The following is a 12,062-nucleotide window of genomic DNA, read 5'->3' on the forward strand; positions in this document are numbered from 1 at the left end:
GCGCCATGACTGTTTGATGACATGGGCGTGATTTTCAGGTCGCGCAGCGGAGAACCGCAGATGAGCATGCAGGGCGCCGACTCGGGCGTGGCACTGTGGCGCCGGGTGGCCGACGGCATCGAGCGCGACATCGCCGACGGCCGCTTCGCGGCCGGCACCCGCCTGCCCGGCGAGACCGAGATCGCCGAAACCTACCGCGTCAACCGTCATACGGTGCGTCGCGCGCTCGCGACCTTGGCCGAGCGCGGCCTCGTGCGCGCCGAGCGCGGCAGCGGCACTTATGTCGAAGCGCCTCGTCTGTCATATCCCCTGAGATCGCGAACCAGGTTCTCCGAGATCGTGGGCGCCGGCGGGCGCGAGCCGCGCGGACAGTTGATCGCAGCGTCCGAAGAGTCGGCGACGCGCGAACTCGCGCACGCGCTCCGACTGAAGACGGGGGCGCCGCTGGTCCGAATCGAGGCACTGCGTCTTGCCGACAAGACCCCCATCTGCGTCAGCACGTCCTGGCTGTCGTCCGAGCGATTTCCCGAGGCCGGCCACATCTTCGCATCGCTCCGCTCGATGACGGCGCTGCTTGCGCATTACGGCATTCGCGACTATCGCCGCGGCGCGACCAGGATCACGGCGGCCATCGCCGACGCGAGCGACGCCGCACGGCTCGACCTCGCGCTGGGCCGTCCGGTGCTGGTGGTCGACAGCACCGACATCGATGCCGATGGGACGCCGCTGGTCAGCAAGCGCTCGCGCTTCGCGGCGGAGCGCGTGACGTTCGAGGTCGAGAGCTAGACCAGACCCCGCCGCCTCGCTTCGTTCTTGCGCCCTCAGTCGATGAGCGTGCCGTCCTGATTGAAGAACGGATGCGGCCCGTCGAAATCCCCGATCGGCACCTGATGCGTGACGACCGTTCCAAATCCCGGTCCTGGAAACCAGGCATGAAGGTGAAAGGCCGGTGGCTCGATCCGGAAGGATGGCGGACGAAGCTCGGCCAGGTCGAGCGCGACGGCATGGTTCGGTGCCGGGCAGATCGTGCAGGGGATGCCCGCAAACCGGGTCAGCGTCGCGCGATGAACGTGACCGCACCCGATCAGTTGCACCCGCGGATGGCGCGTGAGGACGGCCGCGAGATCGTCGGCGTTGCGCAGGTTCTGCCGGTCCATGTGCCAGATGCCAGTGGCGAACGGCGGGTGGTGCAGAAACAGCAGGGCCGGCCTTTCGCTGGATCCGGACAGCGCGGCGTCGAGCCATTGCAGACTCGCTTCATCGAGCTCGCCATGCGGATGGCCGGGCACGCTGGAATCGAGCAGAAGCAGATCGAGATCGGCCAACTCCACGCACCGGTTCAGCGGACCGGTGGGGTGACCATGCAGAGCGTCCGGAAACGCCGCGCGCATCAGCTCGCGTGAATCGTGATTGCCGGGCACGGCGACGAATGGAGTTCCAAGCTCGACGAGAATATCCTTGAGATGATCGTACTCGGCCGACGACGGCGTATCGACGAGATCGCCCGAGATCACCACCAGATCGAGCTTCGGCTCGAACCGGTTGAGCTCCGTGATGCAACGGGTCAACGCGCGCGCCGTATCGACGCGGCGGTAGGCGAGCCGGCCGGGCGCCTTGATGTGCAGGTCGGATATCTGGGCGATGACGACGGGGCTCTTGGTCATCAGCAGATCAGCCTTTCTCCGGCAACAGCCGAATGGAGTCCGGTGCAATCCGCAGGCCGATCCGCTCTCCCGCAGCGACCCTGATCGAATTCGGCGCGTCCACGGTCAGTGCAATTGAGGCGGCGTCGCGGACGATGATCCGCTGCCGGTCGCCGACAAAGCGGACGCTGTCGACGACGCCAGTCAGACTCGATGCCGCGGCATCGACGATCCCGATCGTTTCCGGCCGAACCATCGCCACCGCCAGGTTACGTGGACCGGGATCGGCGATCGGCTGCCGACCTCCCGGCAGAACGAGCTGGGCTCCGTCGATCGGCGCCTCGATGATGTTGGCCGCGCCGACGAACTCCGCGACGAATCGATCGGCGGGCGAGAAATAGATCTCGCGCGGCGTCCCGATCTGGGCGATGGCGCCCTTGCGCATCACGACGATGCGGTCGCCGAGCTCCATGGCTTCGGCCTGGTCATGCGTGACGTAGATCGCGGTGATGCCGAGCGTGCGCAACAAGCCGTTGAGCTCGCCGCGCAGGCGCTCTCGCAAGGCCGCATCGAGCGCGGTGAGCGGCTCGTCGAGCAGCAGCACGCTCGGCCGTATCGCGACCGCGCGCGCCAGCGCGACGCGCTGGCGCTGGCCGCCCGAGAGCTGATCGATTCGCCGATCTTCGAGGCCGGCGAGGTTGGTCAACGTGACCAGCTCTGCGACCCGCGCGGCGCGCTCCGGCTTGGGCACGCCGCGGATCTTGAGCCCGTAGCCGATATTGTCCGCGACGGTCATGTTGGGGAACAGCGCGTAGGATTGAAACACCATGCCGACATTGCGCTTCTCGATCGGCTGCCTCGTCAGATCCTTGCCGCCGAACAGCACGCGCCCGCCCGCATCGGGTGTTTCGAGCCCGGCCACGATCCGCAGCAGCGTGGTCTTGCCGCAGCCAGACGGCCCCAACAGCACCAGCGTCTCGCTCTGCGCGATGTCGAGCGTGGCGCGCGCAAGCGCGCAGGTCCCGTCGGCAAAGGTCTTGCCGCAATTCTCCACCTTGAGGGCGGCTCCATGCCGGGTCATCGTGCTCACCTCAGGCTTCCTCTCTCGCCGATCCATTGCATGGCCACCAGCAGCGGGATGATCATGACGAAGAAGATCAGCGTGTAGGCGGACGCGACCTCGAGCCGCATCGATGCGTAGCTGTCGGCGAGGCCGACCGGCAGTGTCTTGGTCAGCGGCGTATGCAACATCCAGGTCAGGTTGAACTCTCCGAGAGATAGTGTCACCACCATGAGGCTGCCCGCCAGGATGCCGGGCGCGGCGTTGGGAACGATGACGTCGATGAAGCGGCGCCATGGCGCGGCTCCGACCGATGCGGCACCTTCGTCGAGCGACTTCACGTCGATCGTCGAGAACACCGCCATGACGGACCGCACCATGAATGGCATCGTAAAGATCACATGGCCGGCGAGGATGAACAGCCATGAGCGGCGGAAGCTTCCCGCCCCGCCATAGGTGAGCAACAGCGCGAGCGCGATGGCGAGCCCGGGAATCGCGAGCGGCAAGGTGATGATTTCCTCGACCAGCCGCGCCAGCCGTCCGCCGCGAACGTACAGCGCATAGGCAGCGGGAACACCGACCACGAGCGTGACCGCCAGCGTGCCCAGCGCGATCAGGATCGATGCCATGATCGTGCCCGCGTAGAGCTCCCAGACCTGGGCCACCCACTGCAGCGTCACGCCGGATTGAATGCCGCGGAAGTAGTTGACGGTCACGCCCGCGGCGATCGAAAGGCCGGCCGGCACGGCCAGGAAGGCGGCGACCAGCAGTGTGAACAGCAGTTGAAGGATGAAGATGGTTCTATCGCGCACGTGCCTACCCTGCCGCTGCCACCGAGCTGCCGGCGAAGGAGCGCGCCAATGCGAGCATCAGCCAGGTCATCAGGCCAAGGCCGACCGAGAGCGCCGCCGAGGTGGCCAGGTTTCCGGCCAGCGTGAATTCCGTGTAGATCAGCATGGGCAACACGTCGATGTTCGTGGCCAAGGTGAATGCCGTTCCGAACGCGCCCATCGCCGTCGCGAACGCGATCGCGCCCGACGCGATCAGCGCCGGCGTCAGGGCTGGCAGGATCACGTCGCGCAGCACGGCCCAGGGGCTTGCGCCGAGCGAGCGCGCGGCCTCCTCCAGCCCCGGGTCCAGCTTCTGCGCGGCAGCCATGATCGTGAGGATCACCCGCGGAATCGAGAAATAGAGATAGCCGAGGAACAGCCCGTAGATCGAATAGGCGAATACGAGCTTGTCGCCGGTGAGCCGGGACGAGACCTCGCCGATCAGCCCCTGACGGCCAGCCAGAAGGATGATCATGAAGCCGACCACGACGCCCGGAAAAGCGAGCGGAAACGTCAGGATCGCAACCAGGATCGCGCGGCCCGGAAACCGGTGACGCTGCAGAAACAGGCCGGCGATCGTCGCGATGATCAGGGTCGCGATCGTGGTGGCCGCCGCCAGCGCCAGCGTGTTGAGGAGAGTCGTGCGGTAGCGCGGTTCGAGAATGATCGCGAGATATTCGGTCAGACCGTGCGGTCCCTCGGCGCCGGTCGCGAGCAGCCTCGCCATCGGCAACAGGAAGAATGCCGCGGTGACGGCCGCCAGGGGCAGCAGGCAGAGCCGGACGAAGGATTTGTGCGACATGTGATCAAGTGCACCTCCGCCGGATCGTCTCCGGCGGAGGCGCGGTGCTCCTTCAACGGACTTCGGACAGATAGCGATCGACGAAGCCCTTTTGCGCAGCTTCCATATCGCCCCAGTTCACGCTCTTGGCGCGGGCGTAGTCGCTGTCCGGCAGGAACTTGTTCTTTGCCGAGTCCGGCAGCTCGATCGGGCGCGCCGGACGCAGATAGGCATTGGTCCAGATCGCCTGCCCCTTGTCGGAGAGCAGATAGTCGATCACCTTCTTCGCCTTGTCCTTGTCGGGCGCGTTCTTCACAAGGCCGACGACATAGGGAAAGACCACCGAGCCTTCGCAGGGAATCACGAACTCGAAATTGCCCTTCTCGGTATATTTCGCGCGGTAGGCGTTGAAGTCGTAGTCGAAGAGGATCGGGATCTCGCCCGAGACGACGCGTGCATAGGACGTCTGCTTCGGCACGATCGGATCATTCTTGCGCAGATCCTTGAAGAACGTAAGGGCCGGCTCGAAATTGGCCTGCGAACCGCCGAGCGCAAGGTTCACGGCAACGGCGCCGACATAGCCGACGGCCGCAGAGCTCGGATCGAGGTAGCCCACCATGCCCTTGTAGTCGGGTCTGAGCAGGTCCTTCCAGCAGGCCGGAACGGGCTTGCCGCCGAGCGCGTCCTTGTTCACGAACAGGCCGAGCGTGCCGGAGTGGATCGTGGTCCAGTAGCCGTCCGCATCCTTCAGGCCGGCGGGGACCTGATCCCAGTTTGCGGGCTTGTAGGCCTCCAGCGCGTCCTGCGTCTTCGCCTTCATGCCGAAGGTGACGCCGAAATAGCCGATGTCGCCGACCGGATTGCTCTTCTCGGCGAGGATCTGCGCCAGCGCCTGGCCGGAGTTCTTGTTGTCGTGTGGAATGTCGTAGCCGAGATCGGTCTTGATCGCCTTGAGCATCGAGGCCCAGTCGGCCCATTCCGGCGGGCAGTTGTAGCAGATGACGTCCGCGGCTTTGGCCGGCTGCCATGATGCGGCAACACATAGCGCGAGCAGCGCGAGAACGAGGCGAGTGAGCTTCATGAAGACGGACTCCGTATGTCCTGGCATGGCAGCCAGTTCCGGAGCTTCCCCTAAAGGCGGCACGTGAAGGATTTGCGACAGTCGGTGCAGCACACACAGCCGGCACTGCATCCTGATCGTTCGTAGGCGAACGATCGCAACCTTCGGATGCCGCGCTGTTCAAGCAATGGCGCGGCGGCCGATGATCGCAAAGCGCAGCTTGCCTGAGATCCAGTCGATCACAGCCACCGCAACGAGGATCATCAGGATCAGGAACGACACCTTCTGCCATTCCAGCACGCGGATCTGCTCCGCCAGCTGCAGCCCGATGCCTCCCGCGCCGACGATGCCGATGATCGTCGCCGAGCGCGTGTTGGATTCGATGAAGTAGAGCACCTGGCCGGCAATCACGGGAAGAACCTGCGGCAGAAGGCCGAAGCGGATCTCATGCAGCGGGCTGCCGCCGGCAGCGCGAACGCCCTCGACCTGCCGCCGGTCGGCGCTCTCCATCGCCTCCGAGAACAGCTTGCCGAGCGCTCCGAAATCCGAGACCGCAATCGCCAGCACTCCGGCGAACGGCCCGAGGCCGACGACATTGATCCAGACCAGCGCCCAGATCAGTGTGTCGACGCCACGAATGGTGTCGAACAGGCGACGCACCGGAAAACGGAAGATCGCCGACGGGATGATATTCCTGGCTGCAAGCAGGCTGACCGGAAGAGCGAACACGGCCGCCAAGGTGGTGCCGAGCACCGCGATCGAGAGCGTCTCGCCGAGCGCCTTGAGATAAATCGGAAGCGATGAGCCGGGATCCGGCGGCAGCATCATCCGCGCGATCCAGCCGAGCTGGCCGAGGCCGGACAGCATCCGCGACGGCGAGAAGTCGAGATCGACCAGACCGAAGACGAAGATCGCCACGGCCAACGCCAGCACGAGCGGCGTTGCAAGGCGTGCGGACAGCGGCCGATTGAAGATCTGCGGATAGCGCTCGGCGAGCTGCTTCGGGTCGGGTGAGCCGGAGATACTCATGTGCGGGCCTCCGAGCCGAACAGGCGGCCGCGCAGCCAGCCGGCACCGATGTCGATCAGGAACACGGTGACCACGATCATGACAAGAATGGCGCTGACGTCGGAATAGTAGAACTTGCGGATCGCGACCACGAGCTCCTGGCCGATGCCGCCGGCACCGACGAAGCCCATCACGGACGCCTCGCGCACGTTGATCTCGAACCGCAGCAGCGTGTAGCTGGAGAAGCCGGCGATGACCTGGGGCAGCACGGCAAAGCGCATGCAGGACAGCCAGCTCGCGCCGGTGGCGCGCACGCCCTCGACCGGCTTCATGTCGGCGTTTTCGACGACCTCGGAGAACAGCTTGCCGAGCGCACCGCTCGAATGAAGGGCGATGGCGAGGACGCCCGGGATCGGCCCAAGCCCGAAAGCAATGACGAAGATCAGGGCGAACACGACGCTCGGAACGGTGCGGGCGAATTCCAGGAGCCGGCGCACCGTGAAGCGGATCCACGGCGCGGGCGAGGTGTTCTCGGCGGCGAAGAAGTTGAGACCGAATGCGACGAGCATTCCGGCCATCGTGCCGACGTAGCTGATCAGCAGCGTCTCTGCCAGAAGCTTGATCCACTTCTTGAAGCCCCAGAACCATTCGGGCAGATTGGTCCAGACCCGCTGCCCGTCGTCGAGCGTGAAGATGCGATCGAAGTAGCTGATGAAGTTGCCGAAGTAGGTATAGAACGTCCGCGGATTGACCTCGGCACCGATGGCCGCGGCGAAGAGCACCGCCAGGAATACCATGGCGGACAGGGCAAGACGCAATCGACGGCGCGAAACGGCCCGCCGATAGGTCTCGTTCAGAGCCGCAAGCTGCTGGCTCGGAAGGATCGAAACGGCAACAGCCATCGGCTTCGTGCTGCTCTTGGTTCGGACGTGCGAGGGATTCTTCAACGGACGAGCCGGGCCCCACGAGACCCGGCTCACCATCGATGGATCGTCGATCAGGACGCCTTCTTGCGCAGGCTGTCGACGAATTTGATCAGGTCGATCGTGCCATCCCAGTCCTTCGTCGTGGCAGGGTGGAAGCCCTTCTTCTGGCCGTCGGAGAGACGGTCGAAGGCGGCCTTGTCCTTGATCGGCGCATCGAAGAAGGCCTTGGCGATCGCCGATTTCAGATCGTCCGGCAGGTCCGTGTTGTAGGCGTAGGGGCCGTTGATGATCGGCGCCGACTTGTGAATGATGCGGAAGTCGTCCTTCTTCATCGGCGAACCGTCAGCGTTCTTCAGCATGCCCTTGGTCAGCATCTGGGCCAACGTCGAATCGTTGTCGCTCGTCCATTGGTTGGCCGCGATGTCGACAGTCCCCTGCGAAAGGGCCAGCACCGCGTTCTCGTGGCTGCCGGTGAAGACAACCTTGCCAAAATACGTCTCGGCGTCGGTCACGCCCATCTTGTTGAGCTCGAAGCGGGGCACGTTGTTGCCCGACGTTGAGTTCGGATCGACGAGGCCGAGATTCTTGCCCTTGAGGTCTTCGACCTTCCGGTACGGGCTGCTCGCCTTGACGAAGAACACCGAATAGTAGCCGGTGCTGCCGTCGGAGTTGATGTCGTTGGCGAAGGCATCGGTCTTGACCCCGGTGAGCCGGGCGCGGGCAAACGACGCCGAGCCATAGCTCGCGATGTGGATGTTGCCGGCGCGCTGGCCTTCGATCACGGCCGCATAATCGTTGGCGATACGCAGCGTCACCTTCACGCCCAGCTCTTTCGAGAGATAGTTCACGAAAGGCGTCCAGCGCTCGGTGACACCCGAGGCGTTCTCTGCCGGGACCACGGCGAAGGTCAGCTCAGGATACTTCGCCTTCCAGTCCTCGGCTGACGCCGAGGCCGTGAAAGCCAGCGCAGCGACGCCCGCCAGAACGATGCGACGATTGATCATAACATGCCCTCTTGTTGCAGTAAGTAACAGGTCTCGCCCCCGCGCCATGCGGAAGCTCGAGCTTGCAGAAATCCGCGTCTCAGGCCACGGCCGCTTCGCCAAGTACCGGCACCGTTGCCGCCGGTGCCGGATGGATCGAACCCATCACCTCGTCCGCCTCGAGATCGTAGAGTTCACGTGCGATCTGCGCCGTCAGCGCCGACGGCACGTCGTCGAACACGATCCGTCCGGTCGCCATGCCGATCAGGCGATCGCAATAGCTGCGCGCCAGATCGAGCGAATGCAGATTGCAGACGACGGTGATGCCGAAATGCTTGTTGATGCGCAGCAACGCGTCCATCACGATCTTGGTGTTACGGGGATCGAGCGAGGCGATCGGCTCGTCTGCGAGAATGATCTCGGGGTTCTGCACCATCGCGCGCGCGATCGCGACGCGCTGCTGCTGCCCGCCCGAGAGCTGATCGGCGCGCTGCGCGGCGAGGGAGGCCATGTCGAACTGTTCGAGCGCGGACAGCGCCATGGCGACATCCTCCGCTGGCCAGAGCAGCGCCAGCGAGCGCCACGACGGGATTTCGGCCAGTCGCCCCATCAGCACGTTCGTCAGCACGTCCAATCGGCCGACCAGATTGAACTGCTGGAAGATCATCGCCGAGCGCGCGCGCCACTGCCGCAGGTCACGGCCGCGCAGCGCCGTCACGTCGAGATCCTTGAAGAGGACGCGCCCGCCACTCACCGGGCTCAGACGATTGATGGACCGCAGCAGGGTCGACTTGCCGGCGCCGGAACGCCCGATCACGCCGACGAAGCTGCCCGGTGCAACAGAGAAGGATGCATTGTCGACTGCGGCTTTCATGCCAAAACGGCACGTCAGGCCATCCACCACCAGCATTGAATTCTCCAGACGCCTCGCTTTGGCCTATCGCTAGCGTCTGGATTCTACAGTTATGTGACAGGGACACTGCGGCGCCACGTCCGTCCACATGCCGGTCACAGTCATGCAGATGTCACGCCTCTGTCATAGGGGAGATCCAACACCCTCACAGGCGTAGAGACAGGACGCGAGATGGCCGGCAAGTCGCTTTCGATTGAACCTACCGTTGATCCCTCGGCCAAGCTCCAGGACGTGACGCTCGGCGCCTATTGCGAGATAGGCGCCCGCACCATCCTGCAGGAGGTGACGATGGGCGACTACTCCTATGTGGTCAACGATTCCCAGATCACCTACACGAGGATCGGGAAGTTCTGCTCGATCGCGGCGATGACCCGGATCAATCCGGGCAACCACCCGATGCAGCGGGCGACGCAGGCCCATTTCACCTATCGCGCCAGCGCCTATTTTCCAGGAGAGCCGGACGATGCGGAGTTCTTCGCCTGGCGGAGAGAGCATCATGTCCAGATCGGACACGATGTCTGGATCGGCCATGGCGCGATCGTGCTGCCGGGCCGCAACATCGGCACCGGCGCGGTCGTGGCGGCTGGCGCCATCGTCACCAAGGACGTTCCGGCCTATACCGTCGTCGCCGGCAATCCGGCGCGCCCGATCAAGCGCCGGTTTCCGCACGAGGTCGAGCAGCGGCTGCTGGATCTGGCGTGGTGGGATTGGAATCACGAGGCGCTGCGCGCGGCGCTGCCGGATTTTCGCAAGCTCGCGATCACTGCGTTTCTCGACAAATACGAGGCTGCCCTCGACGCGCGCGTCGCGGTGCTGCAGAGTGCCGCCCCATGACCGATATCTGCATCTCGCGAGGCCGCTGCCTCGTCGATACCGACCTCGTAGACACTTCCTTGATCATATCCGGCGGCGTGATCGCCGGCATCGGGACACCGGGACGCCGGTCGGGTCTCGAACTCGATGCGGAGGGGCTCACTGTGCTTCCCGGCATCGTCGACATCCACGGCGATGCGTTCGAGCGCCAGATGATGCCGCGCGCCGGGGTCGATTTCCCGACAGACGTTGCGCTGATCGACAGCGACCGCCAGGCCATCAGCAATGGCATCACCACGGTCTTTCACGCGACGACCTGGTCATGGGAGCCGGGCCTGCGCAGCGCCGACAATGCGCGGCGCCTGCTCGAATCGATCGAAGCGCTGCGCCCGCGGCTCGCAGCCGACACGCGCTTTCATCTGCGTCACGAGACCTTCAATCTCGACGATGAGGAGGAGATCGGCCGGTGGCTCGCCGACCGGCGCGTTGACCTGTTCGCCTTCAACGATCACATGGATTCGACGGTGGCGAGTCTGGACAAGCCGCACAAGCGCCAGCGCATGGTCGACCGCACCGGCCTGCCCGGCGCGGAGTTCGACCGGTTGGTCGCGCGCATCGCCGCTCGCGCCGACGCCGTTCCGGCCTCGATCGCGCGGCTGGCCGAGATCGCACGCAAGGCTGGTGTCCGCATGCTGTCGCATGACGACAACAGCCCGGCCATGCGCAAGGCGTTTCGCAGCCAGGGAGTGACCATCGCAGAGTTTCCGGTCAATGAGGAGACCGCGCGCGAGGCCGCTCAAGGGGACGACGCGATCGTATTCGGCGCGCCCAACGTCGTCCGTGGCGGCAGCCATACCGGGTGGACGAAGGCCAGCGACATGATCGCCAAGGGCCTCTGCTCGGTGCTGGCCTCCGACTACTACTATCCAGCGCCGCTGCTGGCAGCGTACCGGCTTGCGGCCGACGGCGTTCTTCCGCTGGCGCGCGCCTGGGATCTGATCTCGGGCAGCCCTGCACGCGCAGCCGGGCTGGCGGACCGCGGCACGCTCGCCGAGGGCCGCCGCGCCGATATCATTCTGGTCGACGACCGCGTGCCGTTGCGCCCCCATGTCGTCGCCGTGATCGCGTCCGGCCGGCTGGTCTATCTCACCGAGACCGACCGGCTGAACGCCCGGCCGGCGCGTGCCATGGCGGCGGAGTAGCGAACCATGGCCAATCTTCTGCGCTATGCGATCTATTATGCTCCACCAGCGACGGCGGATCTGGCGGAATTCGGCGCGAGCCTGCTCGGATACGACGCGTGGAGCGGCGATGACCGCAGCTTTCCGAGCGAGATCGTCCGCGCGGTTCCAGACTGGGCTGAGCTGACCGCAGACCCGCGCAAATACGGCTTTCACGCGACCTTGAAGGCTCCGTTCGAGCTGTCCGATGCGGAGAACGAAGCCGCGCTCCGCAGCGCCTGTGCCGCGTTCGCGGCCACGCCGCGAGCCGTCCCGGCCATCCGTCCGATCGTGGACGCGATCAGCGGCTTCATCGCGATGATCCCCGGCGAGCCGTCGCCGGCGCTGCAACAGCTCGCGGCCGATTGTGTCCAGGCCTTTGAGCCATTTCGCGCTCCGATGACGGCCGACGACCGTGCTCGGCGCAAGCCGGATCTGCTGACACCACGGCAGCGCGATCATCTCGATCGTTGGGGTTATCCCTATGTCATGGAGGATTTCCGCTTCCACATGACGCTGACCTGCCGGCTGTCCGACGAACGGCGCCGGCCGATCCTGATGATGCTGCAGGAGAGATTCGCGGCACTGTCACTGACAAAGCTCCGGATCGACAGGATTGTGCTGTTCCGCCAGGCCAATGCCCACGAACGTTTCCGCATCATCGGAGACTGGCCGCTCACGGTCGTCCAGGGGGGATAGCGGCGTCAGTTCGGCATGGCCTGCATAGTGCGGCGGCGCCTCGCGGTCGAGGTCGTGTCCCCGGAGGTGGTGTAGCTCGGTGGAGCAAAGCCGCCCGGACGCGCGCTCCCAAATAGCGCCGTAGCG

13 protein-coding genes are annotated in these 12,062 nt (G+C 65.1%); 4 read left to right on the forward strand and 9 right to left on the reverse strand.

The window, feature by feature from the left end:
- Positions 1–60: 60 nt before the first annotated feature.
- Positions 61–786, forward strand: coding sequence for a phosphonate metabolism transcriptional regulator PhnF (phnF, locus tag QW887_RS31140; RefSeq protein ID WP_315752880.1), 726 nt, complete (start codon positions 61–63; stop codon positions 784–786).
- A gap of 35 nt (positions 787–821) precedes the next feature.
- On the opposite strand, the gene QW887_RS31145 is transcribed toward phnF, so the two are convergent.
- From QW887_RS31145 to phnC, 9 genes are all read right to left on the reverse strand, one after another.
- Positions 822–1,664 (reverse strand): phosphodiesterase, encoded by an 843-nt coding sequence (locus QW887_RS31145; protein WP_315713033.1) that lies wholly within the window; start codon positions 1,662–1,664, stop codon positions 822–824.
- A gap of 7 nt (positions 1,665–1,671) precedes the next feature.
- On the reverse strand, positions 1,672–2,724 hold the full coding sequence (locus QW887_RS31150; protein WP_315713035.1) for an ABC transporter ATP-binding protein: 1,053 nt from the start codon (positions 2,722–2,724) through the stop codon (positions 1,672–1,674).
- Positions 2,725–2,729: 5 nt separating this feature from the next.
- Positions 2,730–3,515, reverse strand: coding sequence for an ABC transporter permease (locus tag QW887_RS31155; protein ID WP_315713037.1), 786 nt, complete (start codon positions 3,513–3,515; stop codon positions 2,730–2,732).
- A 4-nt stretch (positions 3,516–3,519) separates the two neighbouring features.
- Positions 3,520–4,335 carry an ABC transporter permease gene (locus QW887_RS31160; protein ID WP_315713039.1) on the reverse strand — a complete coding sequence of 272 codons (816 nt, stop codon included), beginning with the start codon at positions 4,333–4,335 and terminating at the stop codon, positions 3,520–3,522.
- 52 nt (positions 4,336–4,387) lie between these two features.
- Positions 4,388–5,395, reverse strand: coding sequence for an ABC transporter substrate-binding protein (locus QW887_RS31165; RefSeq protein ID WP_315713040.1), 1,008 nt, complete (start codon positions 5,393–5,395; stop codon positions 4,388–4,390).
- Between the two features lie 159 nt (positions 5,396–5,554).
- On the reverse strand, positions 5,555–6,403 hold the full coding sequence (gene phnE, locus QW887_RS31170) for a phosphonate ABC transporter, permease protein PhnE (protein WP_315713042.1): 849 nt from the start codon (positions 6,401–6,403) through the stop codon (positions 5,555–5,557).
- The gene (phnE, locus tag QW887_RS31175; RefSeq protein ID WP_316195826.1) at positions 6,400–7,284 is read right to left on the reverse strand and encodes a phosphonate ABC transporter, permease protein PhnE; all 885 of its coding nucleotides are present in this window, start codon (positions 7,282–7,284) and stop codon (positions 6,400–6,402) included. Before phnE (QW887_RS31175) ends, phnE (QW887_RS31170) begins: the two co-directional genes overlap by 4 nt.
- 95 nt (positions 7,285–7,379) lie before the next feature.
- Positions 7,380–8,312, reverse strand: coding sequence for a phosphonate ABC transporter substrate-binding protein (gene phnD / locus QW887_RS31180; protein WP_315741002.1), 933 nt, complete (start codon positions 8,310–8,312; stop codon positions 7,380–7,382).
- A 79-nt stretch (positions 8,313–8,391) separates the two neighbouring features.
- Positions 8,392–9,201 carry a phosphonate ABC transporter ATP-binding protein gene (gene phnC, locus QW887_RS31185; protein ID WP_315752874.1) on the reverse strand — a complete coding sequence of 270 codons (810 nt, stop codon included), beginning with the start codon at positions 9,199–9,201 and terminating at the stop codon, positions 8,392–8,394.
- Between the two features lie 174 nt (positions 9,202–9,375).
- Between phnC and QW887_RS31190 the strand changes: the two genes are divergently transcribed.
- From QW887_RS31190 to QW887_RS31200, 3 genes are read left to right on the forward strand one after another with little or no spacing between them, the layout of a single operon-like run.
- Complete coding sequence (locus QW887_RS31190; protein ID WP_315752873.1) at positions 9,376–10,038, forward strand: DapH/DapD/GlmU-related protein; 663 nt, start codon at positions 9,376–9,378, stop codon at positions 10,036–10,038.
- A complete protein-coding gene (locus tag QW887_RS31195; RefSeq protein WP_315752872.1) occupies positions 10,035–11,219 on the forward strand; it encodes an alpha-D-ribose 1-methylphosphonate 5-triphosphate diphosphatase in 1,185 nt (394 codons plus the stop codon). Before QW887_RS31190 ends, QW887_RS31195 begins: the two co-directional genes overlap by 4 nt.
- A 6-nt stretch (positions 11,220–11,225) precedes the next feature.
- On the forward strand, positions 11,226–11,936 hold the full coding sequence (locus QW887_RS31200; protein WP_315752871.1) for a DUF1045 domain-containing protein: 711 nt from the start codon (positions 11,226–11,228) through the stop codon (positions 11,934–11,936).
- The last annotated feature ends 126 nt before the right edge of the window (positions 11,937–12,062 follow it).

Origin of the sequence: Bradyrhizobium sp. SZCCHNRI3052 (assembly GCF_032484895.1) — a bacterium.
Taxonomy (GTDB): domain Bacteria; phylum Pseudomonadota; class Alphaproteobacteria; order Rhizobiales; family Xanthobacteraceae; genus Bradyrhizobium.

What these genes read in the sequence shown, in the direction of transcription:
- QW887_RS31165 (WP_315713040.1), bottom strand. Translation starts at nt 5,395, where the DNA reads ATGAAGCTCACTCGCCTCGTTCTCGCGCTGCTCGCGCTATGTGTTGCC.
- QW887_RS31195 (WP_315752872.1), top strand. Translation starts at nt 10,035, where the DNA reads ATGACCGATATCTGCATCTCGCGAGGCCGCTGCCTCGTCGATACCGAC.
- phnF (WP_315752880.1), top strand. Translation starts at nt 61, where the DNA reads ATGAGCATGCAGGGCGCCGACTCGGGCGTGGCACTGTGGCGCCGGGTG.
- QW887_RS31160 (WP_315713039.1), bottom strand. Translation starts at nt 4,335, where the DNA reads ATGTCGCACAAATCCTTCGTCCGGCTCTGCCTGCTGCCCCTGGCGGCC.
- phnE (WP_316195826.1), bottom strand. Translation starts at nt 7,284, where the DNA reads ATGGCTGTTGCCGTTTCGATCCTTCCGAGCCAGCAGCTTGCGGCTCTG.
- phnC (WP_315752874.1), bottom strand. Translation starts at nt 9,201, where the DNA reads ATGCTGGTGGTGGATGGCCTGACGTGCCGTTTTGGCATGAAAGCCGCA.
- phnD (WP_315741002.1), bottom strand. Translation starts at nt 8,312, where the DNA reads ATGATCAATCGTCGCATCGTTCTGGCGGGCGTCGCTGCGCTGGCTTTC.
- QW887_RS31190 (WP_315752873.1), top strand. Translation starts at nt 9,376, where the DNA reads ATGGCCGGCAAGTCGCTTTCGATTGAACCTACCGTTGATCCCTCGGCC.
- QW887_RS31200 (WP_315752871.1), top strand. Translation starts at nt 11,226, where the DNA reads ATGGCCAATCTTCTGCGCTATGCGATCTATTATGCTCCACCAGCGACG.
- QW887_RS31145 (WP_315713033.1), bottom strand. Translation starts at nt 1,664, where the DNA reads ATGACCAAGAGCCCCGTCGTCATCGCCCAGATATCCGACCTGCACATC.
- phnE (WP_315713042.1), bottom strand. Translation starts at nt 6,403, where the DNA reads ATGAGTATCTCCGGCTCACCCGACCCGAAGCAGCTCGCCGAGCGCTAT.
- QW887_RS31150 (WP_315713035.1), bottom strand. Translation starts at nt 2,724, where the DNA reads ATGACCCGGCATGGAGCCGCCCTCAAGGTGGAGAATTGCGGCAAGACC.